Origin of the sequence: Streptomyces sp. NBC_01224 (assembly GCF_036002945.1) — a bacterium.
In the GTDB taxonomy this organism is placed as follows: domain Bacteria; phylum Actinomycetota; class Actinomycetes; order Streptomycetales; family Streptomycetaceae; genus Streptomyces.
The window spans coordinates 8,424,948-8,446,855 of the sequence record NZ_CP108529.1 but is presented as its reverse complement, the minus strand read 5'-3'; the positions used below and the strand labels follow the sequence as shown (position 1 = coordinate 8,446,855).

Here is a 21,908-nt window from a genome sequence, read left to right as displayed (position 1 = left end):
CGGATTGTGCCAGCAGCCGCAGGCGGTGGTGACGTTTTGCCGCAGATCGCTCAATTCCGATATTTCGGTGAGAACCAACAGCCTTTCAGGCGAACACAGAGGGGGGAGTCGTGGCGAAGACCGCACTCATCACCGGCGTGACCGGACAGGACGGTTCGTACCTGTCCGAGCTGCTGCTCGACAAGGGGTACACGGTCCATGGACTGATACGCCGCTCGTCGAGCTTCAACACCGAGCGGATCGACCACATCTACCAGGGACCGGAGGAAGAGAACCGTTCGTTCGTCCTGCATCACGCCGACCTCGCCGACGGGGTCGCGCTGGTGAATCTGCTGCGCGACATCCGGCCGGACGAGGTCTACAACCTGGGTGCGCAGTCGCACGTCCGCGTCTCGTTCGACGCTCCGCTGTACACCGGCGACATCACCGGTCTCGGCACCATCCGGCTGCTGGAGGCCGTCCGCGCGAGCGGCATCGACACCCGTATCTACCAGGCGTCCTCGTCGGAGATGTTCGGCGCCACCCCTCCGCCGCAGAACGAGAAGACCCCCTTCCATCCGCGGAGCCCGTACAGCGTCGCCAAGGTCTATTCGTACTGGGCGACCGTCAACTACCGTGAGGCGTACGGGATGTTCGCGGTCAACGGGATTCTCTTCAACCACGAGTCCCCGCGCCGCGGCGAGACGTTCGTGACCCGGAAGATCACTCGTGGGGTGGCCAGGATCAGGGCGGGTCTGCAGACCCACCTCCATCTGGGCAACCTCGATGCCGTGCGCGACTGGGGCTACGCCCCCGAGTACGTCGACGCGATGTGGCGCATGCTGCAGTGCGACACCCCGGACGACTATGTGGTGGCCACCGGCGAGGGTGTCAGCGTCCGGCAGTTCCTGGAGTACGCCTTCGCGCACGCCGGCCTGGACTGGCGGGAGCACGTCCGCTACGACGCCAAATACGAGCGCCCCAGCGAGGTCGACGCGCTGATCGGTGATGCCACCAAGGCCGAGGAACTGCTCGGCTGGAAACCGGCCGTGAAATCGCAGGAGCTCGCCAGGATCATGGTCGAAGCGGACGTCCGTCAGCTGTCCGACCAACTCGCCGGAGCGGCTGTGCGGGTGGACCGATGAGAGATCCGGGCACATCCGACAGCCGCACCGCCCTGCCGGTCACCGGTATGTCGACCGGTTCGGCAATCACCCACAGCACCCGGCCGTCGCACCCCACGACCGTGCCGGGGACCAATACGGGCACGACCTCGCTCTCCACCGGCTGCCCGGTGGACCCGAGCGCGTCCGCACCGGTCCGGGCCCCGGGCCCGGACCACTCACTCGCCCTCGCCGGCAGCGGGACGGACAGTCTCCGCCGCCGGTCGGACGAGGCAGGAACCGCGGCCTTCCGGCCGCAGCTCGTTCTCACCTTCGGAGCTGAATGATGAACGGAAGTACGGGGCGCAGACCCATCGGACGCGGCAGGGCACGTGCCGCGGCCGCCGCGCTCTGCCTGCTCGCCGGAGCCCTGACCGCCGCCGCGTCCGGGGGCTCCCCGGCCGCGGCCCTCACACCGCCGGTCTCCCTGACCGCGGACGACCTCACCACCTGGCAGACCAACGGCATCGTCTGGTCGATGGCCGCGTCGGACGCCGGTGTCGTGTACACCGGCGGGACCTTCTCCACCGTCCGGCCACCGGACGCGGCCGCCGGAACCTCCGAACAGCCCGCGGTGAACTTCGCCGCGTTCGATGCGGCAACCGGTGCACCGACCGGCTGCAGTCTGTCGTTCACGCTCTCGTCGGGGACAGCGACCGTACGGGCCCTCGCACTCTCCCCCGATCAGAAGACCCTGTACGTCGGCGGGCAGTTCGGGGCGGTGAGCGGGGTCGGAGTGAGCAATATCGCCGCGATCGACACCGCGACCTGCACCCCGCGCCAGAACTTCAAGGTCTCCGTCTCCGCGACGGTACGGGCGCTGGCCGTCACGGCCGACACCGTCTATCTGGGCGGTGACTTCAACACAGTGGCGGGGCAGACCCGGAACAAGTTCGCCGCGGTCACCACGGGCGCCGCGCTGAAGCCGTGGACGGCCAACACCGACGAGGTGGGCCGGGCCGTGGAGCTGACACCCGATCAGAAACACGTGCTGATCGGCGGTGACTTCTTCACCGTCAACGGCACCACCTCGCACGCGCTGGCCGTCGTGGATGCCACCACCGGTGCCGTCGCCAAGAGCTACCCGGCCGGCTTCATTCCGAACACCTCCACGGTGCAGGACCTGACCACGGATGCCACCGGCTTCTACACCGCCAACGAGGGCACCGGAGGCGGTGTCTTCGACGGCCGGATCGCGCTGAACCTCAGCAACTTCGAGCAGCGCTGGCGGGACACCTGCCTGGGCGCCACCCAGGCCGTCCTCGTGCACAACGGCGTTCTGTACAGCGGCAGTCACGCGCACGACTGCGCCAGCATGGGTGAGTTCCCGGACCAGCCGCGCAAGCATCTGCTGGCCCAGTCCGTCGACGACCCGAAGCTGCTCCCCTGGTTCCCGGACACCAACGACGGCATCGGGGAGCCGGTCGGACCGCGGGTGATGGCGCAGACCGACAAGGGCGGCCATCACTATCTGTGGGTGGGCGGCGAGTTCACCACCGTCAACGGCTCCGCGCAGCAGGGCCTCACCCGGTTCGCCGACGGCCCCGACACCGGGGCGCCGTGGGTGCCGAACGTCAGCCTGTCCACCGTTGCCGCGGGCAAGGTGGAGGTCAATTGGCAGACGAGCTTCGACGCCGACGACGGTGAGCTCACCTACCGGATCTACAAGGACGGTGCGAGCACCCCGGTGTACACCACGACGGGGTACTCGCTGTTCTGGGACCGGCCACAGCTGAGGTGGACCGATACGGACGTGGCCGCGGGTGAGACCCACTCGTACCGGATCAGTGCGAGCGACGGCACCAACACCAGTGCCAAGTCGCCCGCCCTGTCCGCCACCGTGGCGTCAACCGCCGAGAAGTACCCCGCCAGGGTGCTGGCGGACGGTGCTTCGCTGTACTGGCGCTACGACGAAGGCACCTCGACCTTCGCCGCAGACACCGGCAGCGGGCTGGACAACGGATTCCTGCGCAACTCCCCCGCCTACCGGCAGACTCCGGCCGCTGTGGCGGGTGCCTCAACCGCGATCGGCTTCAACGGATCGAACCAGTACGCGTACAGCAACAAGCGTCATGCGCAGCCCACCAGGTTCTCGGTGGAGACATGGATCAAGACGACAACCACCAGGGGAGGGAAGATCATCGGCTTCGGCAATGTGACCATGCAGAACAGCAACCAGTACGACAAGCATGTGTACATGCGCAATGACGGGCGGCTGATCTTCGGGGTCTACAGCGGCGGCACCAGGGCCATCACGACGCCTGCCGCCTACAACGACGGCGCCTGGCACCATGTCGTCGCCACGCAGGGCACCGGCGGCATGTCGCTGTACGTGGACGGGCAGCTCCGCGCCTCGAACGCCCTGTACACCGGCAATGAGAACTACAGCGGCTACTGGAGGGTGGGCGGCGACAACCTGAACAACTGGCCGAACCAGCCGACGAGCAGCTTCTTCGCCGGGCAGATCGACGAGACCGCCGTCTACCCGACCGCGCTGAGCAGCTCGCAGGTCAGCGCCCACTACGCCCTGAGGACGGGTGGATGAGGTACCCGTTCCCGGCCGGCGCCGCCGTCGTCGTACTGACGGCGGCGCTGGCCGCCTGCGGCTCGTCCTCCGACGGGCACGAGGCGGCGAGCGATGAAAGGCCATCGGCCACCCGGACCCCCGTCACGGCGCCCTCGGCAGGTCCCGGCGCCACCTCACCCAGTGGCCCTTCGGCTCCGCGGACGAGCGAGCCACCGAAGCTGCCCACCGATGAACTCACCCCGGCCACGGGCTCGTTCAACAAGAACCAGAAAGAGTATCTGGTCAACCGTGTGCCCAAGGGCATGGACCCGGCGGCCGTGCTCCAGACCGGTCAGGAGACCTGCGACAAGCTGACGTACCTCGTGAAGGTCGACCGGGACACGGCGGTCGGCGCGATCGTGACGGGCGAGATCGCCGATGCGGAACCCGCCGTCGAGCACCTCTGCACCCAGCACGAAGAGCTGGTGCGGGAGGCCTCGCGGGGGTACGCGGACGGCACGTACAAGGACGAGCAGATCCGGTCCGGCCGCTACCACGACGTCACTCCCACCGAGAACTGCACCTGGCAGATCACCGGAGCGAACGGCAAGAACCTGGTGTCGGGCTCCTCCGCCTCCGGGAAGCGGGCCGAGATCACCATCCCGAAGGCGGCCCGCGCCTTCACCTCCACAGGCTGCTACGCCTGGCTGCCCGAAGGAGACCATGGATGAGCAAGCTGCCGATAGCCGTGGCGATCCCCACGAAGAACGAGGGGCTGAACATCGCCGAGGCGGTGAAGTCGGTGCTCGGCCACTTCGAGGCGGTCGTCGTCGTCGACTCGCACAGTACGGACGACACGGCGAAGATCGCCGAGGAGTGCGGGGCCGAGGTGATCACGTACACCTGGGACGGCGGTCATCCGCGCAAGAAGCAGTGGTGCCTGGACCATGTCCGCACGGACCTGGACTGGATTCTGCTGCTCGACGGGGACGAGCGGCTCAGTCCTGGTCTGCTGGCCGAACTGCGGAGTATCTTCGCCGATCCCGGTGCGCCGAAGCCCGCGGCGTACGACATACCACTGGGTTACTGGTTCTCCGGGAGGCGGCTGCGGCACGGCTACACCATCCGCAAGCGGTCACTGACCGACCGCACCCGCTGCCGGTACCCGGAGGTCGGGGATCTCGAAGCGCCGGGCATCGGCGAGGTCGAGGGCCACTACCAGCCGGTCGCCGAGTCGGCCGGCTCGCTCCGCAATCCCATCGAGCACCAGGACCTCGACCCGGTCACCGCCTGGTTCGAGCGGCACAACCGGTACTCGGACTGGGAGGCGTGGCTGGAGCACCACCCCGAGGTCAAGGAGCAGGTGCGGAGGGTGAAGTCGCGCCAGGGGCAACTGTTCCACAAGGCGCCCTTCAAGCCTTTGGTGTCCTTCGCGTACATGTATGTGTACCGGCGGGGGTTCCTCGACGGGCGGGCGGGCTTCGACTTCGCGCTGGCGATGAGCTTCTACCGCTGGCAGATCGCGCTCAAGTCCCGTGAGGGGAAGACCGTTTGACCCGGTGGCCCTTCCGGCGGACCACGTCCTCGTAGGTCCGCCGGAGGGTCCGGGTCACGACGTCGATGGTGAAGTGCTCATTGACCAGGTTCCAAGCAGCCTTTCCGGCACGGGCGTTGGCCTCGGGCTCCAGGAGTTCCAGAATCGCCCCTGCGACCTTGGCCGCGTTCTTCCCGTCCTCGCCGACCCTGCTGTCGATCACCCGGCCCGCCCCGGCCTTCGCCACATCGAGACCGAGGCCACAGGTGCGGGTGATGACCACGGGGGTGCCGACCGACATCGCTTCGAGGACCGATACGCCCAGGGGTTCCTCGATCGACGGCAGTACGTACACATCGGCCCGCCGCCCCGCAGCCAGGACCTCTTCGTGGTCGAGCGCTCCCACATGGTCGAGTGAGTCCATCACCCCCAGTTTGTGGGCGAGTTCGAGGGTTGCGGGCAGCGCTCCGGTGTCGGGGCCGGCCAGCACGAACCGGGCGTCGGGATGCTCGGCCAGGACTGCGGGCATCGCGGCGACGAAGTCCTCGGGGCGTTTGCGCTCCTGGATCCGAGCCAGGAAGAGGACCGTCGGCGGCCGCCCCGGCTCCCGGGCCGGCCCCAGCTCCTGCGGCCGTACGCCGTTGACCAGCCGTACGGTGCGGGTCAACGGCACCGGTGCGGCAACGGCGTTCACATCGAGGCGTTCCCTCTCGGTCAGGTGCAGCACGGCGTCGGCGTCGCGGAGCACCTTGCGTACCCCCAGCAGATCGGTCAGCTGGGCAACCCGCTTCTCGGTCGGGTCCACCATGCCGTGGGTCTGGACGACCAGGGGTGTGCGGGAGGCCAGGGCGAGCAGCGCAGCCGGCAGCGTCACCAGGTCGCGCATCAGATGGACATGGACGAGATCGGCACCGCGCATCATTCGCCGGGCGGCGAGCAGGAGCGCACCGGAGGTGATCCCGCTGACCTCGAACATGGGGAGCAGATGGCGGGCCTGGAAGAGATGGACCGGTACTCCCTCGACCTCGCGCGGCAGTCGGCCTTCGAAGCCGTCGCCCAGTGCCATGATGCGGGCGTCGTCGCCCCCGGCCCGCTGGACCTTCGACAGGTTGAGCGCCACCCTTGTCGGGCCGCCGAACGCATGGTCCGGGGTGTGCAGTGTGACGACGTGCAGGATCTTCACCAGGGTTCCCCTCAACCTCGGCCGACCTTTTACAGACTAGTCATCCAAACCCCCCAAGTGGGTTGATTCGTTAGAGTGTTCACAGGTCCACGGAACGGGGAACAGATGACGTCCGTGCACGAGGCGGCGCCGTCCGCACCCGTACCGGAGCACGGGGCGCGAGACCCGGTCCAGCCGCCGGCGAAGCCCATGTCGTGGGCGATGCTGTCGCGGGCCCTGGCCGTGCCTCTCATCCTCGGACTGGTCTGCTTCCTGCCTGCGGTGATCGCCGCGCAGCCGGGGGCGGGCGTCCGGGACACCGCGTACTGGCTGCAGCTGGTGCTGACGTGTTACGCGGGAGCGCGGCTCGCCACGATGATTCTGTCCACGCGGCGGCGTCTGCTGCAGGGCGTGTTCTGGATGTTCGTGTACATCGCGATGGGGGTGGCACCGTTCGCGCAGGCGGTCATCGGGCAGACCCCCACCCCGATGGTGGGACCGCGGTCGGATCTGATGACGGCCATCGCGCTGATCCTGGTGGGGTGCGCCGCGTTCGACCTCGGGGCGCTGCTGGCGTCCCGGCGTCCGCTGCGCCGCCGGGCCACCGCACGCTCCGGAAGCGGTCCGGCCACCGCGCACCGGATGCGGCTCAGGCTGCTGGTGGTGCTGGCCTTCGCGGCGAGCGGCTACTACGTCCTGAAGCTCGGCGGGCCCGCGATCTTCTTCACCAGCCGCCAGGAGATCAGCGCCTCGGTCGCGGTCAGCGGGGTTGCGTCGAGCCAGTCCAACGTGGGATCGGCCTTCCTCAAGGGCTTCGGTACGGTACCCGCACTGCTGGGGCTGCTCTTCTACACCCGCCGCCTGGTGACCTCCCACAGGGCCCGGCGTTCCCCCTCGACGGTTCTGGTCTGGTGCGGGCTGCTGATCCTCAACACCGTCGTCAACAACCCGATATCCAATGCCCGTTACTGGTTCCTGACCGTACTGGTCTCGCTCCTGTTCACCGCGTTCCCGAGCAGCGCGGCGATGTACCGGTCGGTGCTGGCCATGGGGGTGGTCGGGGCGCTGGTGCTGTTCCCGTACGCGGACCGGTTCCGCTACGACAGTGCCGGGTACCGGCCGGTGGATTCGTCGTCGGTCTTCGAGCCGCTGGCCACCAAGGACTACGACCAGACGGTGATGTTCGCCAACACCATTACCTGGGTCGACACCCGCGGCCACACCTATGGACGTCAGCTGGCGGGCTCCGCCCTCTTCTTCGTGCCCCGGTCGGTGTGGAGCGGCAAGCCGGAGGACACAGGGGTCCGCGTCGGCCAGTGGATGGGAATGAACATGACCAACCTGTCGGCGCCGCTGTGGACCGAGCTCTGGGTCGACTTCGGTGCTCCGGGCATGGTCGGCGGTCTCGCACTGATCGGGTACGTCGCCGCACGCACCGACCGGCGTTACGCGCGGGCGGTGTCCCGGGACGGCCCGGGCCCCGGCAGTGTTCTGGCCATCGCTGCGCCGCTGATCGCCGGGTACACCTTCATTCTGTTGCGCGGACCGCTGCTGCAGTCCGTCGGGAAACTGGCGATCGCGGCGCTCTGTCTGCTGCTGATAACAAGCTTCAGGAGCCGGAGCGGACAGCGCTCGCAGTGACGGGCGCCTGTTCCACCGCGGTGCGGCGCCTGAGCCGGGCCACCCGGGTCCAGGTGGCCACCGCCTTGCAGATGGATCCCAGGCACAGGCCCCAGGCCGCGCCGGGCACCCCGCCGAGCACATAGCCGCCGGTGAGAAAGGCAACGGCGGCGAGCGAGAAGACCACCTGGATGAAGAGGGTGGTACGGGGGTCGAGCATCCGGAGCGCCAGCAGCCCGCAGGTGCCGACGGCCATCGCCGCGTACTGACTGCCCGTCGCCGGAAGCAGGGCGACGGCCGTGGGCCAGGTGTCACCGAGCAGATGGCGGCCGATTCCGTCGGGCAGCAGGGCGAGTGCGGTGGCCCAGGCGGCGGCTGCGGCGGCCAGGACCGCGGCGAGCACCGCTGTGGCGCGTACCCTGCGCCGTTCGGGGGCGAGCCGCCCGAGCAGTGGCGGGCCGAAGCCGGTGGCCGAGGTGAACAGCACGTTCAGCGGCCCGAAGAGAGTGGTGGCACCGCGCAGTGCGCCCACCACGAGCGGGTTGCCGACCGTGCCGAGTCCGAGCACGGAGAGCTGGCTGGTGGCGTTTCCCACCCCGAACTCCACCACGAAGCGCCGTCCCAGATGCCCTCTCCGCAGCAGGATCTTGAGCCGCAGCGTCGTACCGGCCGTTCTGCGGTGCAGCAGGGCGGCCGACAGCAGAAGGGCGGGTAGCGCGGACAGCCCCCAGACGCTGACGAGCCGTGCCGCCGGGGCACCGTACGGCTGCACGGCCAGCGCGCCCAGCACACAGACCAGTCTGAGCACATCGCTCGCCAGCGCCAGGTGCGGCAGGTGCAGGGTGGAGAAGGCGTAACGCATGGTGTCCTGCCCCAGGACCACCGGCAGGACGATTCCCAGCATCATCAGGGCACGTGCGGTGGCCCCCGGCAGCGTCAGGCAGACGGTGGCGAGCAGGGCGCCGAGCGCGGTCGCGGTGAGCAGGGTGAAGGCGACCGACGACCGGCACGCCCCTCGCACCTCGTCGCTCTCGCCCCGCAGCAGCACGAGCGGCTGCCCGGTGTAGGCGCCGGAAACCCCCAGCAGCACGGTGAAGACGAGGTAGACCGCCGAGAAGCGGGCGAAGTCCGCCACCGTGGAGAGCCGGGCGGCGGCCACCAGCACCAGGATGTTGGTGAGCGCCGCCACGCCCTGGTCCGCGACCGAGCAGACGATCGCGGTCCGTGCCTTCATCTGTGTCCCGCGGTGGAGTCGAAGGTGCGCAGACCGAGCGTCTCGGCCGGGTCACCGGTGTGCCCCCGGCCGCCGCGGCCGCCGTCGCCCCGGCTGGTAGCGGATCCGGACCGGCCGCCGCCCGCGCGGCGCCGACCGGCCTTCTTGCGGGCCCGGCGCTCGTAGCGGCTCCGGCCGGGGTGCAGCAGAGCGCCGAGCACGGAGCCTCCGGCCGCCCCGATGATCTCGCGGATCCGCTCCAGGTCGCTTCGGTGCACCTCGCGCGGGTCGCAGACCACCACGACACCCTCCACCCGGTCGATCAGTGCGACGGCGTCGGCGTACGAGAGCACGGGCGGGGCCAGCACGATGACGACGGCGCCCGGCCGGTCGCCCTCGGCGACGATCCGTCCGACGGGCGCGGAGGTCAGGGCACGCGGAACGTTGTCCGTGCGCCGGCCCGCTATCAGGGTGAAGGCACCAGACCCGGGTACGTCCACATTCATCCGGCTGTCCGACGGCCAGGCCCGTTCGCCCTCCGATGCCCAGCGCGGCCCGGCGCCCTGCACGGCCGGGCCGAGGTCCCCGGCCAGCGAGGGGGTGCGCAGATCGGCCTCGACCAGGAGTACGTCACGTCCCATCTCGGCGAAGGCCGCGGCCAGGTTGACCGCGGCGGCGGCCGCCGCGACGTTGTCCCCGCGCGGGGCCGTGACCAGGATTCTGCGGCGCTGGGCGAACGACGGGTCGTAGGCGAGCCGGAAGGCGACCGCCCGGTACTCCTCGGCGAGCCGGCTCCCGCTCCGCCCGATGGCGAGCAGCGCGCCCGCGGATGCTCGTTCCCTGGGCAGGGTGCCGAGCAGCGGGGCGCCGAGTGAACGGACCAGCTCCCGGGTGGAGCGCACGGCCGGGTCGAAGACCAGGCGTACCCACGAAAGGAGCAGTCCGAGCGCCAGCCCGACGACACCACCGAGTCCGAGCAGCAGAGGCAGCCCCGCACCGGTGGGGTCCGTAGGCGCGACGGGCTTCTTCGTCAGATAGCCGGGATTGGTGTCCAGGGCCCGCAACTCCGATATTTTCCTGCTCAGTTCGGAGATCGAGACCACGAGGTTGGCCCGTGCGCTGGTCACGTCGTTGCTCGTCCCGACCTGCTCCGCCAGCTGATCGCGCTGTTCGGTGAGGGGCTTCAGCTGGGCGCGGTAGCCGTCGACCATGTTGGCGATGCTGTCCTCGGTGCGCTGTCTGCGGATCTCCAGATAGGCGTCGGCGAGCGCCTCGGCCCGCGCCTTCGCCAGCGCGGGGGTGCGGCCGGTGTAGGAGAAGCGGAGCACGAGGGTGTTCGGCGGGTTGGTGACCTGGAGACCGGACAGCAGGGTCCCGACCTCCACCCGGTCGCCTTGCCTGGCCAGGGAGCCGACGGCCAGGGTGCCCACGGTGTCGCTGACGGCGGTCTGCCGCTCGGAGCCGATGTTGATGCCCTTGTCGGCGGAGGCGCCCGCGGCGAAAGGGTCCGAGGCGGCGGAGCGTACGACCACCTCACCCGTCGATGTGTAGCTCTCCTCGCCGCTCAGGGCGAGCCAGCCGCCACCGAGCAGTCCGAGGACCACGCCGGCGGCGAGCAGTGCGCGGTAGCGCAGGAGCTGACGGAACTGATCCCTCAGCAGCGCGGGTTCGTCCTGGTCCTCCAGGGCGCGGATCGGCTGGGTCATCGGCGTTCTCTCCCTTGTACGTCCGCGAGGGCCTCGGTGAGCAGTGCGTCGAAGCGGGCCAGGCCCGCCTCTCGGCTCAGGTGACGTGCGACGTACTGCGGTCCGTTGGCGCCGAGCCGGTCCGCCTCGGCCGGCGCTTCGAAGAGCTTGCGTACGGCTGACAGCAGCGCGGCGGGATCCTCCGGTGCGACGAGGATCCCGGCGCCGGACCGGTGGACCTCCTGGGCGGTGCCTCCCCCGTCGGCGACCGAGGCGACGACGGGGCGGCCCGAGACGAAGTACGAGGTGAGTTTGGACGGGACGCTCATGTCGAGCACGGATGCCCGCTGGGTGACCGCCAGCACATCGGCGGCAGCGAGAATGTCCGTGAACTCGTCCGCGCCGGCCGGCGGCAGGAAGTCGAGATTGCGCAGGCCTGTCGCACGCCCCAGCAGCGCCTCGCGCTGATTCCCGTCCCCCATCAGCACGACACGTATCTCCGGTGCCAGCCGGGCCGCGTCGACCAGGACCTCCAGGCCCTGTTTGAGTCCCATGTTCCCCGAGTGCAGGACCACGGGAGTGCCCTCGCTCCAGCCGAGTCGTGCCCGGGTCCCCGCACGGTCTGCCGAAGGCGCCTGCACATGCGACCAGTTGGGAACGATTCGGATACGCCCCGGGTCCACGCCGTACTCGGTGACACGCGGGACGAAACTCTCGTGGATGACTCCGACGAGGGCGGCGCCGCGCAACGCGTAACGTTCGGCCGCCGAGGCGACGGCTGCCGCCCGGCCCCCGCCCCGGATACCGCTCTGCGCGGCGGCGGCACCCATCAGATCCTGCACGACCGGTATGTGCGGGACTCGGTGACGGCCCGCCAGCCGGGCCCCGATGACACCGCCCGCAAGGCTCGGCATCTGGGAGATCACCGCGTCCGGCGGACGCGAAACGGGCGGCGACAGCAGACCGTGCCCGAGCACCGTGGCCTCGAACGCCGCTCTGCGCAGGGCAGTCTGGCGCGGCGGCACATAGTGTCTTCGCCGGTGGACGGTGACCCCGGCCCGCTTCTCGGCGACCCGCCACACACCCCGGTACTCCGCTTCGGTGCGCCAGGACGGGTAGTGCGGCATGCCGGTCAGTACATGGGTCTCGGCCCCGGACGCAGCCCAGTGCTCGGCGAGCTGCGCGGCGTACGGCCCGATGCCCGTCAGCTCCGGTGCGTAGTTGGTCGAGACGACCAGCAGAGTGCGGTCTTCGAACGGCTTGTGACGATCGGCATCGGACATGGACGCTCGCCTTCCCCCCGGAACATTCTGTGTTCCCCCCAAGGAACAGCCCCAAAAGTGAGCTTATCCGTTCACGAGATGCGCAAGTGGACTTCACAGTAAGGTCGTTGCACCATCAACACCGATACCGATATCCCGCAGCACCGGATGCCATGTCCGGACAACGGCTGCGGGACACGGACATCACGTTCACCGTGGGGGGAGAGAACGGATGGTGCACAGGGTCGGCTACGCGCCGGGGGTCTACGACCTGTTCCACATAGGGCACCTCAACATCCTGCGGCATGCCCGCAGCCAGTGCGACTACCTCGTCGCGGGCGTCGTCTCGGACGAGATGGCCGCGCTCGCCAAGGGCCACAAACCGGTGATTCCGCTGCCGGAACGGCTGGAGATCGTACGCAGCGTCCGCTACGTGGACGCTGCGTTCGTCGAGACCGTGCCCGACAAGGTCGAGACCTGGCAGCAGGTCAGGTTCGACGTCATCTTCAAGGGGGACGACTGGCGGGACACGGAGAGGGGCAAGCGGCTGGAGCGCGACTTCGCCGAGGTAGGCGTCGAGGTGGTCTACTTCCCGTACACCGTGCACACGTCCAGCACCCAGCTGCGCCGGGCGCTGGACACGCTCGTCAGTCCGCAGTCCGGAGCGCTGTCAGCTCCCTGAACCACTTGGCGAGGAACGCCACCAGGAACAGTGCGTGCACGACGGCGAGCACCGCATAGCCGATACGGAACGCGGTCCGGTCGCCGAGCAGCAGGAACACCAGGCAGAACACCCCGTAGTCGGCGGGCAGCAGTGCCACGGCCCGCACCCGGGACACCGGGACCGCGGCACCGCCGCCCGCCGTGGGCAAGGCGGCCGCCCTGCCCAGCTGTTCACGCAGCAGCCCGGCGCAGAAGGTCAGAACGGCGGTGAACAGGAAGCCCAGCGGCAGGAGCAGCCAGACCTCGGCCGGCAGATCGAAGAACCGCTGGAACGAGATCAGCACGGCGGTGTGTACGAGGATCATCTTGGCGCAGTCCACGACATGGTCCAGCCACTCGCCGTCCGGACCTCCCCTGCCGGTCAGCCTGGCCAGCTGCCCGTCGGCCGAATCGAAGGCGAAGCCGATGACGAGCCCCGCGTACACCGCGACCGCGAGCCCCCAGGACGGCCGGACAAGAGCCACCGAGGCGATGGCGGTGAAGGTGAATGTCGCGCTGATCAGCGTGACTTGATTTGGTGTCAGCCCGATTCGGTACGCACCTGCCGCGAACACCCGTCCGGCCGGGCGGTTCACGTACCGCGAGTACAACGAGACTCCCTTGGCCGTCTTCTGCGCACCGCGCAACTCGCGCAGAACCGTGCCTGTGCTTCCCATACGCCCCCCAGCGTGTCGCCGTTGCCGGCGGCATCGGCAGAGCACTGCGGACGCTGCCGTCGGAGCCGCATCATGGCACGCGGGCCCCATTTCGCGTGGCCACTCGCCCGCTCCGGCCGGCGATCCACCTCCGTCGGGCCCGCACCGGGCGAGCAGACCCGACGGACCGCACCTCAGGCGGGCACGGTGCGGCACTCCGGATGGCCCCAGCCGTTCGGGTTCTTGGCGATCATCTCCTGTGCCGCGTAAGGCTTTCCGCAGTGGCAGCGGCCCGCGAACCTGGCCCGGATGGTTCCACCGGATCGCGCCGCACCCCCTGCCTTCTTCGCCGGAGCACCCTTGCCCCGTCCCTCGGTCGCCCGGGCCGGAGCGGGCGTCGGCAATTGCGAGCCGTGCGCGGTACCGGCCGGCCGCTGAGCCACAGCGGCCTCGCTGGCCGCCTGGTCGGCGAGGGCGTTGAGCGGATCTCCGTCGACCTGGTGGGCGGGCACGTAGACGAAGTCCACGGTCCGGCCGGCCAGCAGCGCGTCGATGCGGGACACCAGGTCACGGTTGGCCACCGGCTTTCCGGCCGAGGTCTTCCAGCCGTTGCGCTTCCATCCCGGCAGCCACTTCGTCACCGCGTTCATCGCGTACTGCGAATCCATCCGTACTTCGACCGCCACGGACGGATCCGTGGACTCCAACAGCTCCTGCAGCGCCGTGAGTTCGGCGACATTGTTGGTGGCGATCCCCAGCGGACCCGCTTCCCAGCGCTCCGGTCGCCCCTGCGTATCGGCCACGACCCACGCCCAGGCCGCAGGCCCCGGATTGCCCTTCGATGCCCCGTCACACGCGGCGATGATGCTCTCGTCCATGCCCTTGATCATGCCAGCGCCGCAGCGCCCCCACGGCACACCGTAACGCTGAGTGACGATTCGAGGTGCGGTGAACCGGCGACGCTGGTTCTCTGATGGAGCAAGCTCTTCCCAACCGCACAAGGAGCGATGATGAGCGTTGCACGTGAATCCGGTGACCGTGCGCAGCAGCTGCGCGAGAAGGCCCGGCACATGACCGAGGCCGCTGAGCGCACCACCGACCCTGAGCAGCGCCGACGGCTCCAGGAGAAGGCCCAGAAGCTGCAGGAGCAGATTGACCAGCAGGGCAACATCGGCAGCGAGAACGTCCGCCCGCCGAAGTAGTACCTGCGTCACGTAGTACCTGTGTCACGCAGTACCTGCCTCAGAGAACGGCCGACGTCTTGCTGCCCTTCCATGAGTGAGTGGCAAGCCGTCGGCCGCCCGGCCCCCGATACCCGTCACATCGACTCATCGGCAACGCAGCGTTCGGTTTCCCGTTCCGAGCCGCTTCAGTACGGGTGTTTGTTCGCCTTGTTCGCCCATGCCTCGTAGGACGTGGCCCCCAGCTCGGGGTGGAGCTGTTCGAGAGTGATGCTCCGCCGGTCCGGGGGTTTCGCGAAGTCTTCGTACTGGAAGACATCGTCGAAGCCGATCTCCTGAGTCGCCTTCCAGTCGCAGCTGTAGTAGACGGTACTGATCCGGGACCAGTAGATGGCGCTCATGCACATCGGACACGGAGCGCCGCTGGTATAGATCGTGCACCCCTGCAGCATACGAGCGCGCTCGGGCACGAGGTCGGGGGAACCCTCCGGGCGAGGGACCAGCTTCAGGGTGTACGCGTTCTGGTGTTCCTCGGAAATGCTGGGCGCCTCCGGATTGAGCAGCTGAACAGCCTTGCGGATTGCTTCCATCTCACCGTGCGCGGTCGGGTCGGCCGTGAGAAGTACACGATTCTGCCCACGAGCGATGATCTCCCCATCATTGGTGATCACCGAACCGAACGGTCCGCCCCAGCCGTTGTCGACGGACTCGGTGGCCAGTCGAACCGCTTCGGCCATGAACTCCTTGTGTCCCATCTCAAGATCCTCCCGCACGGCGCTAAACTTTCCCCCATTTGTCCGATAATTCCCTTTAGAACTAGACTACTCCGCATGAGTACCCGTGCAAGCCGCGACCCCGGCGGCAGCGCAACGGTCGTGACCTCCCAGAGAGTCCGGGCCGACCGGGTTGAGGACTACAAGCGCTGGCAGGAGAAGACCAACGAGGTCGTGCGAGGCTTTGACGGGTTCCAGGGAACGGAGTTGTACCCGCCGGCCTCTGGTGAGGAGAACGAGTGGGTCGTCGTATTCCGCTTCTCCCGTGTCGAGCAGCTGACCGAGTGGCTGGACTCGAATGCCCGTCGGCAGCTCCTCGTCGAGGGCCGTCCGCTGTTCGATGGACCCCCCACGCAAGAGGTGCTTTCCGGTGGCACGCCGACCGAGGACGTCGTCACGGCGGTCGTCTCGCATGATGTACGGCCGGGGCGCGAGCGGGAATTCATTCACTGGCAGGACAAGATCCTCAAGGAACAGGAGAGGCATCCTGGTTTCATGGGGTCGGAGCTGTTCAAGCCGGTCAAGGGAGTTCAGGACCGTTGGGTGGTTGCCTTCCGCTTCGACACACGCGAACACCTTGAGGGATGGCTCAACTCCGAGGCGCGCGAAAAGCTTCTGACGGAAGGGCGCGACTACTTCGGTTCGTACGACGTGCGCAAGATCGGGTCGGCGTTCGGCGCCTGGTTCCGCTTCGGCGAGGGCACGGGGGAAGGGGTTCCGTCCAATTGGAAGCAGGCCATGTCCGTGGTACTGGCCCTGTATCCCACGGTGATGATCCTGAACCTGACGGTCGGTGACTGGCTCAGTCGCCACAAAGTGCCCGGGTATCTCGCTCTGTTCATCAGCAACGTACTGAGTGTCAGTGTGCTGACCTGGTTGCTGATGCCGTTGGTCACCCGAGCGCTCGCCTTCTGGCTGCTGCCCGGCCGGGCACGATCCGTCGGCGTCCATGTGGCGGGCGCTGCGGTCGTGGCGGTGAGCTGCCTGGTGATCATCACCATCTTCGGCCTGACCACGGGTTAGGGGTACTCCACACCGCCGTCTTCGGCTTCGTCCGCGGTCGTAGCCCGTACAAGTCCAGGAGTTCCGTGATGCGCCACAGAGAACTGGCCAGAGGAATCGAAGGGGAGCTCGTCCAGCGCGGCGATGCCGGCTACGAAGCTGTCCTGGCAGGCATGGTGTGGAACGGGCTCAAGCCCGAGCGATTCCCGGAACTGATCGTCCGTGCCGCGTCGGAGCGAGATGTTCCCGGGGCCATCGGACTGGCTCGTTCCCGCGGACTCCGCATCGCGGTACGGGCGGGCGGGCACAGCTGGTGCGGGTCTTCCGTCCGTTCCGACGGCATGCTCATCGACCTCTCCCGGCTCCGGCGGTTCGACATCGACGCGGCTTCCGCGACGGCGACCGTGCAGCCCTCTGTCACCGGCAGCGAACTCGCTCCGGAACTCGCTGAACGCGGCTTTTCCTTTCCCACGGGGCATTGCGGGTCGGTCGCCGTCGGCGGTTATCTCCTGAGCGGAGGTCTCGGCTGGAATTCCGGCGCCCTGGGGCCGGCCTGTCGGAGCGTCCACGAAGTCGAAGCCGTGACTGCGGACGGTGAAACGGTCCGGTGCAACAGGGACGAGAATCCCGACCTGTTCTGGGCGGCGCGCGGAGCGGGTCCGGGCTTCTTCGCCGTCGTCACCCGCTTTCACCTCCGTCTGCACCGGCTTCCCGGGGCAGTCATGTCGACCACGTATGCCTGTCCCCTCGCAGATCTCGAAGAGGTGACGAACTGGGCGGTCGAAACCGCGCATGAGCTCAAGCCGACCGTGGAATTGTCGCTCGTACTCGCAACAGCCGCCCGGCACATGACGAAAGCGAGGCCGCGGCCGAAGGTGATCACCGTCACGGCCACCACTTTCGCGGATTCGCGCGAGCAGGCCGTCCAGGATCTCGGGCCGCTCCGGACATGCCCCTTCGCCGATCGATCCCTCTTCCGCGAGGCGGACGAGCCGACGTCTCCCGATGCCCTCTATGCGGCCTCCGGTGACATATGGCCCGCACATCGCCGCTACGCAGCGGACACCCTGTGGTCGGAGTCCGACCTCGGGACGCTGTTGTCCAGGCTCGGCGACGCGGTGGAGAGGGCCCCCTCCGACAATTCCCTCGTCCTGGCACCCGTATCGCCCGCGTCACACAATGAGGAACTGCTGCGCGACATGGCGTTCTCGGTGCTCGGATCGAGCTACGTCGTCCCGTACGCCATCTGGGACGATCCCGCGGAGGACGACATCAACGTCCGCTGGCTGCGTGAGGCGATGGGCGCCGTGGAGTCCCTCGGGACGGGGCACTACATCGCCGAGGCCGACCTCAGCGCCGGTCCCGCCCGCGCTGAGCGGTCGTACACGGCGCGCGACTGGCAACGGCTGCAGGACCTGAGAGCGCGGTACGACCCGGAGGGCGTCTTCCACTCCTACCTCACGCCCTGAGACACTTCGGTCGGCGGAGGAAGGCACCACGTCACTCACCCGCGTCACGACATGGCCGCCTCCGACCATTTACGTTGGACGCCGCGGTAGTCGATCACGACGATTCCTTCCCGCCGGAGAAGTTCACGGGCCTCGGGCGATGTCAGGAACGCATGGCCGGTCGTCCGTACGCGCCGGCCGTCCGGATCGATCGCCCACGACGGAGCATTGCCCGGGCCGGGATGCACCGCCCACTCATTGAGGCTTGTTGACGTTCATCCGGCGCAGGGCCTAGGTTTCGGTAAGCGCTTTCCAACTGTACCCAGGAGACTCGGGACATGAGCAGTCCATTGCGCATCACGCACGCCCACGGGGACCGGATCACGGTCACGGAGGAGCGCGGCGGCATCGATCTGATCAGCTATGTCTACCGTCCGGAGGCGGCCTGGGAGGCCCCGAAGCCGTATGCCCACCCCATGCGCACACTGGCCGATAACGTTGTCACCGACTACCGGCCCAATGATCACCGCTGGCACAAGGGCCTCCAGATGACGGCCTCCCATCTGTCCGGGCAGAACCTGTGGGGAGGCAACACCTATGTTCACGGCCAGGACTACCGGCCGCTGCCCGAACGGGTCGGATCGATGGCGCACATCGGGTTCGACGAGGTGGCGGCGGACGCCGGGCGCGCGGTCATCGCAGAGCGGCTGAGCTGGCGCCACCACAACGGCACGCACTGGGCGGACGAGCAGCGGCGTATCGAGCTGCATGACGTGGAGCACGCCGTATCCGGCGCCGGTCCGGCGGGCGCCGGCGGCAGTTGGACGCTGACCTGGTCGAGCGTGATCACCAACCGGCGTACCGAGCCGCTGCACTTCGGCAGCCCCACGACGCACGGCCGGGAGGCGGCGGGCTACACCGGTCTCTTCTGGCGCGGGCCGCGCGCCTTCCGGGGCGGGCAGATCCTCGGGCCGGACGGCGCGGGGCCGGAGTTGATGGGGACACAGGCGCCGTGGCTGGCCTACAGCGGTGAGCACGACGGCGCCGACGGCCACGCCACACTGATTTTCCAACACGCCCCGGAGAACGATCACACGGGAGAAGGCGGGACCCACCCGGCGCACTGGTTCGTCCGCAACGAACCCTTCGCGGCCGTCGCACCCTCCTTCGCGTTCTACGACGAGCTGGAGCTGGCCCCGGGCGACACCCTGTCCCGCCGCTACCGTGTCACCGTCGCGGACGGTGCATGGGACCGGAAGCGGATCGCCGGGTACCTCGCGGAGCACCCGTGGTGAGCGAGGGCACGGGCGGGGTCAGCCTGTGCGTGGAGCCGCACCTCGACGATTCGCGCTCGACGGACGAGAGCGCTCGGGTCGTCGACCTGTTCGCCGACAACCGGATCCGGTTCGACGCCGGCGCTCCACGCGCAATTCCGTGGAGTGGTCCAGAGGATTCCGAGGACGAGGCCACGATGCCGCCGACCGCGCCGGGCAGATGGAGCACGGGCTGACCGAGAGGCGGCAGAACGGTCCCGGTGCCGGGTTTCCTCTTGCGTACGCAATGGGAAAACGCTTTCAGTGCAGCTATCGTAGCCCTATGCAGAGCCAGGTCAATCGACGTTCCGCCCGTCCCCGCCCGCCGTCCGCCGTGACGCTCCAGCAGGTCGCGCAGGACGCCGGGGTCTCTCTTGCCACGGCTTCGCGCGTCCTCAGCGACAGCGACCGCAACGTCACCCAGGAGCTGCAGGAGCGCGTCCTGGAGGCGGCCGCCCGGCTCCGCTATGTGTCCAACGCGCCGGCCCGCGCGCTCGTGCAGTCCACGACGTCCATCGTCGGTCTGATCGTGCACGATGTGAATGACGCCTACTACTCCGCCATCGCGGCCGGTGTCATGGAGGTCGCCCGCGACCACAAGCTCCTCGTGATGCTGGCCGGCACCTTCCATGAGCCGGGACTCCAGGCGGAGTACGTGGCAAGGCTGCGGGCGCAGCGGGCCCGCGCCGTCGTCCTGGCCGGCTCGGGCTTCACCGGCGGGAGCCCCGCGCTCGTCCAGGAGCTGGAGGCGTTCACGGCGCAGGGCGGCCGGGTGACCGCGGTCGCGCACCAGGATCTTCCGGTGGACACGATCGTGCCGGGAAACCGCGAGGGGGGCCGGGCGGTCGCCGAGCATCTCGCCCAGCTGGGGCACACGGAGATCGGCATCATCTGCGGACCACTGGCGCTGGTCTCCGTACAGGACCGGCTGCACGGCTTCCTGGAGCGGGCGGCCGAACTGGGCATCTCCGTTCAGGAGCGCCATCGCGTCGAGGCCGACTTCACCCGGGAGGGCGGGCGGGCCGCGGCGGTGCAGCTGTTTCGCAGGTCGCCGGGGATCACCGCACTCTTCGCGCTCAATGACGCCATGGCGCTCGGGGCGCTCGCGGCGCTCCGTGACGACCTCGGGCGGGGCGTGCCCGCCGATGTCTCCGTCGTCGGCTTCGACGATCTGCCGGTGGCCTGCGACGTCACGCCCGCGTTGACCACCGTGCGGCTGCCGCTCGAAGAGATCGGCCGCCGGGCGCTGCTGCTGGCCCTCGGTGACGCGACGGCTTCGCCGCGCACGCTCGCCGTGCCGTCGCGACTGGTGGTGCGTGCCAGCACGGCACCACCGCCCCGCACGACCGGCTGAGGCATGACCGGCTGAGAGCCCCGTCCGGGCCACTGGATTGACGCATTGAATCGACAACTCCCCCACTTGACGCACTAAGTTGCCGATTATTCCGCTGCAACCCCCTTGAAATAGTGCGTTAACCGCCACCACACTGTGATCAACGCCAATTGACGCGTCAAATCCGAGAGGGTGGTGGCTGGATGGGTACGTCCGGACCCAAGTACCAGCGCATCAAGGACGAGTTGCGGGCCGAGGTGGCACGTGACGAGTACGAGGCCGGCGCCCCGTTCATCACTCAGAACCAGCTGCGCGAGCGCTTCGAGGTCAGTTCCACCACCGCCATCCGTGCACTCAACGACCTTGTTGCAGAAGGGTTGTTGGTACGCCGCCGTGGTCTGGGTACCTTTGTCGCCGATCCTTCGGACCGGACCGCGGAACCTGCCTCGGCCCACAGATCCGGTGTGGTCGCCTGCATCATCAGCGGCCAGGGGCCGTACCAGTCCGAAGTGCTGCGCGGGGTCGAGTCCGGCTGTTCGGAGCGCGGGCTGCGGCTGTTCTTCTCGGACTCCGCGGTCCAGATGACCGACACGGGGCACGCCGATCACCCCGCGTCCCTCGCCCGCCAGGACCAGGCGCTGCACCAGGCCGTCGAGGACCGGGTCGACGGCATCATCCTCTACCCCGTCCAGGGCGCGCCCGATCTCGACGTGCTGGACGAGATCAGACGCCTGCGCATCCCGATGGTCCTGGTCGACCGGTACTTTCCCGGCCTCGCCATCGACGCGGTCACCGCCGACAACTACGACGTCGGCTACCGGCTCACCGAACATCTGCTGGCCGACGGCCACGAACGCATAGCGACGCTCTGGGGCGAGACGCAGTGCACCAGCGTCCACGACCGGATGACCGGGCACAAGCAGGCGCTGCGCGCCCATGACCAGCCCCTGCTTCCCCAGTTCACCGCGCTGCGCTCGTACACGGCACTGTCCGAGGACGACCGCAAGCAGTTGTTGTCCGGTCTCCTTGCGGCACCCGAGCCACCGACTGCCCTGTTGTGCGCGCATGGTTTCGCCGTCGCCACCGCCGCCTCCGATCTGGCTTCGCTCGGCATCGCCGTGCCCGACGAGATCGTGCTGGCCGGTATGGACGACGCGGGCCCCTACGATCTGCTGCCGCTCACCAGTTTCGCCGCCCGGCTGCCCGCCAGGGAGATCGGCAGCCGGGCGGTCGAGCAGCTGGTCACCCGGATCGCGGAGCGCACGGCGGGCGAGGATCCGTACCGCAGCGCCGAGCAGATCGTGCTCCCCGTCCGGATCAGGACGCGCGAGTCCGCACCGGTCCGGCTCCGTACCGTCGCCGCCCGCCGGCCCTGA

22 protein-coding genes are annotated in these 21,908 nt (G+C 68.7%); 14 read left to right on the top strand and 8 right to left on the bottom strand.

Annotated elements, in window-relative coordinates; translation table 11 throughout:
- Positions 1-110 precede the first annotated feature (110 nt).
- Genes gmd through OG609_RS38265 form a run of 5 tightly spaced genes read left to right on the top strand, consistent with a single transcriptional unit; the run spans position 111 to position 5,203 of the window.
- A complete protein-coding gene (gene gmd / locus OG609_RS38285; protein WP_327277011.1) occupies positions 111-1,124 on the top strand; it encodes a GDP-mannose 4,6-dehydratase in 1,014 nt (337 codons plus the stop codon).
- Positions 1,121-1,429, top strand: a complete 309-nt coding sequence (locus tag OG609_RS38280; RefSeq protein ID WP_327277010.1) for a hypothetical protein — start codon at positions 1,121-1,123, stop codon at positions 1,427-1,429. The genes gmd and OG609_RS38280 overlap by 4 nt, the downstream gene beginning before the upstream one ends.
- On the top strand, positions 1,426-3,687 hold the full coding sequence (locus OG609_RS38275; protein WP_327277009.1) for a LamG domain-containing protein: 2,262 nt from the start codon (positions 1,426-1,428) through the stop codon (positions 3,685-3,687). The genes OG609_RS38280 and OG609_RS38275 overlap by 4 nt, the downstream gene beginning before the upstream one ends.
- Positions 3,684-4,379, top strand: a complete 696-nt coding sequence (locus OG609_RS38270; protein WP_327277008.1) for a hypothetical protein — start codon at positions 3,684-3,686, stop codon at positions 4,377-4,379. Before OG609_RS38275 ends, OG609_RS38270 begins: the two co-directional genes overlap by 4 nt.
- Complete coding sequence (locus OG609_RS38265; RefSeq protein ID WP_327277007.1) at positions 4,376-5,203, top strand: glycosyltransferase family 2 protein; 828 nt, start codon at positions 4,376-4,378, stop codon at positions 5,201-5,203. The genes OG609_RS38270 and OG609_RS38265 overlap by 4 nt, the downstream gene beginning before the upstream one ends.
- Here OG609_RS38265 and OG609_RS38260 read toward each other — a convergent pair.
- A complete protein-coding gene (locus OG609_RS38260; protein WP_327277006.1) occupies positions 5,175-6,365 on the bottom strand; it encodes a glycosyltransferase in 1,191 nt (396 codons plus the stop codon). The two genes, OG609_RS38265 and OG609_RS38260, sit on opposite strands and share 29 nt — an antisense overlap.
- 105 nt (positions 6,366-6,470) lie before the next feature.
- On the opposite strand from OG609_RS38260, the gene OG609_RS38255 reads away from it, so the two are divergent.
- Positions 6,471-7,985, top strand: a complete 1,515-nt coding sequence (locus OG609_RS38255; RefSeq protein WP_327277005.1) for a hypothetical protein — start codon at positions 6,471-6,473, stop codon at positions 7,983-7,985.
- Here the strand turns inward: OG609_RS38255 and OG609_RS38250 are convergent.
- From OG609_RS38250 to OG609_RS38240, 3 genes are read right to left on the bottom strand one after another with little or no spacing between them, the layout of a single operon-like run.
- Positions 7,954-9,198 carry a hypothetical protein gene (locus OG609_RS38250; RefSeq protein ID WP_327277004.1) on the bottom strand — a complete coding sequence of 415 codons (1,245 nt, stop codon included), beginning with the start codon at positions 9,196-9,198 and terminating at the stop codon, positions 7,954-7,956. The two genes, OG609_RS38255 and OG609_RS38250, sit on opposite strands and share 32 nt — an antisense overlap.
- Entirely contained in the window at positions 9,195-10,883 is a 1,689-nt protein-coding gene (locus OG609_RS38245) for a lipopolysaccharide biosynthesis protein (protein WP_327277003.1), read from the bottom strand. Before OG609_RS38245 ends, OG609_RS38250 begins: the two co-directional genes overlap by 4 nt.
- Entirely contained in the window at positions 10,880-12,145 is a 1,266-nt protein-coding gene (locus OG609_RS38240) for a glycosyltransferase (protein WP_327277002.1), read from the bottom strand. Before OG609_RS38240 ends, OG609_RS38245 begins: the two co-directional genes overlap by 4 nt.
- Before the next feature lie 211 nt (positions 12,146-12,356).
- On the opposite strand from OG609_RS38240, the gene OG609_RS38235 reads away from it, so the two are divergent.
- Positions 12,357-12,806, top strand: coding sequence for an adenylyltransferase/cytidyltransferase family protein (locus OG609_RS38235; protein ID WP_327277001.1), 450 nt, complete (start codon positions 12,357-12,359; stop codon positions 12,804-12,806).
- On the opposite strand, the gene OG609_RS38230 is transcribed toward OG609_RS38235, so the two are convergent.
- Positions 12,772-13,503 carry a CDP-alcohol phosphatidyltransferase family protein gene (locus OG609_RS38230; protein ID WP_327277000.1) on the bottom strand — a complete coding sequence of 244 codons (732 nt, stop codon included), beginning with the start codon at positions 13,501-13,503 and terminating at the stop codon, positions 12,772-12,774. The two genes, OG609_RS38235 and OG609_RS38230, sit on opposite strands and share 35 nt — an antisense overlap.
- 173 nt (positions 13,504-13,676) lie before the next feature.
- The gene (locus tag OG609_RS38225; protein ID WP_327276999.1) at positions 13,677-14,360 is read right to left on the bottom strand and encodes a ribonuclease H family protein; all 684 of its coding nucleotides are present in this window, start codon (positions 14,358-14,360) and stop codon (positions 13,677-13,679) included.
- Between the two features lie 132 nt (positions 14,361-14,492).
- Between OG609_RS38225 and OG609_RS38220 the strand changes: the two genes are divergently transcribed.
- The gene (locus OG609_RS38220) at positions 14,493-14,684 is read left to right on the top strand and encodes a DUF6381 family protein (RefSeq protein WP_327276998.1); all 192 of its coding nucleotides are present in this window, start codon (positions 14,493-14,495) and stop codon (positions 14,682-14,684) included.
- A gap of 167 nt (positions 14,685-14,851) precedes the next feature.
- Here OG609_RS38220 and OG609_RS38215 read toward each other — a convergent pair whose 3' ends face one another.
- Positions 14,852-15,418, bottom strand: a complete 567-nt coding sequence (locus OG609_RS38215) for a nucleoside deaminase (RefSeq protein ID WP_327276997.1) — start codon at positions 15,416-15,418, stop codon at positions 14,852-14,854.
- A 75-nt stretch (positions 15,419-15,493) separates the two neighbouring features.
- Here OG609_RS38215 and OG609_RS38210 point away from each other — a divergent pair, with 75 nt between their 5' ends.
- Together OG609_RS38210 and OG609_RS38205 are read left to right on the top strand one after the other, a co-directional pair.
- Positions 15,494-16,459: an antibiotic biosynthesis monooxygenase gene (locus tag OG609_RS38210; protein WP_327276996.1), complete on the top strand. Its 966-nt coding sequence runs from the start codon at positions 15,494-15,496 to the stop codon at positions 16,457-16,459.
- Positions 16,460-16,527: 68 nt separating this feature from the next.
- Positions 16,528-17,907: an FAD-binding oxidoreductase gene (locus OG609_RS38205; RefSeq protein WP_327276995.1), complete on the top strand. Its 1,380-nt coding sequence runs from the start codon at positions 16,528-16,530 to the stop codon at positions 17,905-17,907.
- Positions 17,908-17,951: 44 nt separating this feature from the next.
- Here OG609_RS38205 and OG609_RS38200 read toward each other — a convergent pair whose 3' ends face one another.
- On the bottom strand, positions 17,952-18,134 hold the full coding sequence (locus OG609_RS38200; RefSeq protein ID WP_327276994.1) for a hypothetical protein: 183 nt from the start codon (positions 18,132-18,134) through the stop codon (positions 17,952-17,954).
- Between the two features lie 90 nt (positions 18,135-18,224).
- Between OG609_RS38200 and OG609_RS38195 the strand changes: the two genes are divergently transcribed.
- The 4 genes from OG609_RS38195 to OG609_RS38180 all read left to right on the top strand — a co-directional run bounded on the left by OG609_RS38195 (position 18,225) and on the right by OG609_RS38180 (position 21,908).
- A complete protein-coding gene (locus OG609_RS38195) occupies positions 18,225-19,181 on the top strand; it encodes a PmoA family protein (protein ID WP_327276993.1) in 957 nt (318 codons plus the stop codon).
- The gene (locus OG609_RS38190) at positions 19,178-19,396 is read left to right on the top strand and encodes a hypothetical protein (protein WP_327276992.1); all 219 of its coding nucleotides are present in this window, start codon (positions 19,178-19,180) and stop codon (positions 19,394-19,396) included. The genes OG609_RS38195 and OG609_RS38190 overlap by 4 nt, the downstream gene beginning before the upstream one ends.
- An 86-nt stretch (positions 19,397-19,482) precedes the next feature.
- A complete protein-coding gene (locus tag OG609_RS38185; RefSeq protein ID WP_327276991.1) occupies positions 19,483-20,553 on the top strand; it encodes a LacI family DNA-binding transcriptional regulator in 1,071 nt (356 codons plus the stop codon).
- Between the two features lie 182 nt (positions 20,554-20,735).
- Positions 20,736-21,908 carry a GntR family transcriptional regulator gene (locus tag OG609_RS38180; protein ID WP_327276990.1) on the top strand — a complete coding sequence of 391 codons (1,173 nt, stop codon included), beginning with the start codon at positions 20,736-20,738 and terminating at the stop codon, positions 21,906-21,908.

Excerpts from the sequence above, each read along its gene's own strand:
- OG609_RS38280 (WP_327277010.1), top strand. The coding sequence starts at position 1,121 with ATGAGAGATCCGGGCACATCCGACAGCCGCACCGCCCTGCCGGTCACC.
- OG609_RS38275 (WP_327277009.1), top strand. The coding sequence starts at position 1,426 with ATGATGAACGGAAGTACGGGGCGCAGACCCATCGGACGCGGCAGGGCA.
- OG609_RS38270 (WP_327277008.1), top strand. The coding sequence starts at position 3,684 with ATGAGGTACCCGTTCCCGGCCGGCGCCGCCGTCGTCGTACTGACGGCG.
- OG609_RS38265 (WP_327277007.1), top strand. The coding sequence starts at position 4,376 with ATGAGCAAGCTGCCGATAGCCGTGGCGATCCCCACGAAGAACGAGGGG.
- OG609_RS38255 (WP_327277005.1), top strand. The coding sequence starts at position 6,471 with ATGACGTCCGTGCACGAGGCGGCGCCGTCCGCACCCGTACCGGAGCAC.
- OG609_RS38250 (WP_327277004.1), bottom strand. The coding sequence starts at position 9,198 with ATGAAGGCACGGACCGCGATCGTCTGCTCGGTCGCGGACCAGGGCGTG.
- OG609_RS38245 (WP_327277003.1), bottom strand. The coding sequence starts at position 10,883 with ATGACCCAGCCGATCCGCGCCCTGGAGGACCAGGACGAACCCGCGCTG.
- OG609_RS38240 (WP_327277002.1), bottom strand. The coding sequence starts at position 12,145 with ATGTCCGATGCCGATCGTCACAAGCCGTTCGAAGACCGCACTCTGCTG.
- OG609_RS38235 (WP_327277001.1), top strand. The coding sequence starts at position 12,357 with ATGGTGCACAGGGTCGGCTACGCGCCGGGGGTCTACGACCTGTTCCAC.
- OG609_RS38230 (WP_327277000.1), bottom strand. The coding sequence starts at position 13,503 with ATGGGAAGCACAGGCACGGTTCTGCGCGAGTTGCGCGGTGCGCAGAAG.
- OG609_RS38225 (WP_327276999.1), bottom strand. The coding sequence starts at position 14,360 with ATGGACGAGAGCATCATCGCCGCGTGTGACGGGGCATCGAAGGGCAAT.
- OG609_RS38220 (WP_327276998.1), top strand. The coding sequence starts at position 14,493 with ATGAGCGTTGCACGTGAATCCGGTGACCGTGCGCAGCAGCTGCGCGAG.
- OG609_RS38215 (WP_327276997.1), bottom strand. The coding sequence starts at position 15,418 with ATGGGACACAAGGAGTTCATGGCCGAAGCGGTTCGACTGGCCACCGAG.
- OG609_RS38210 (WP_327276996.1), top strand. The coding sequence starts at position 15,494 with ATGAGTACCCGTGCAAGCCGCGACCCCGGCGGCAGCGCAACGGTCGTG.
- OG609_RS38205 (WP_327276995.1), top strand. The coding sequence starts at position 16,528 with ATGCGCCACAGAGAACTGGCCAGAGGAATCGAAGGGGAGCTCGTCCAG.
- OG609_RS38195 (WP_327276993.1), top strand. The coding sequence starts at position 18,225 with ATGAGCAGTCCATTGCGCATCACGCACGCCCACGGGGACCGGATCACG.
- OG609_RS38185 (WP_327276991.1), top strand. The coding sequence starts at position 19,483 with ATGCAGAGCCAGGTCAATCGACGTTCCGCCCGTCCCCGCCCGCCGTCC.
- OG609_RS38180 (WP_327276990.1), top strand. The coding sequence starts at position 20,736 with ATGGGTACGTCCGGACCCAAGTACCAGCGCATCAAGGACGAGTTGCGG.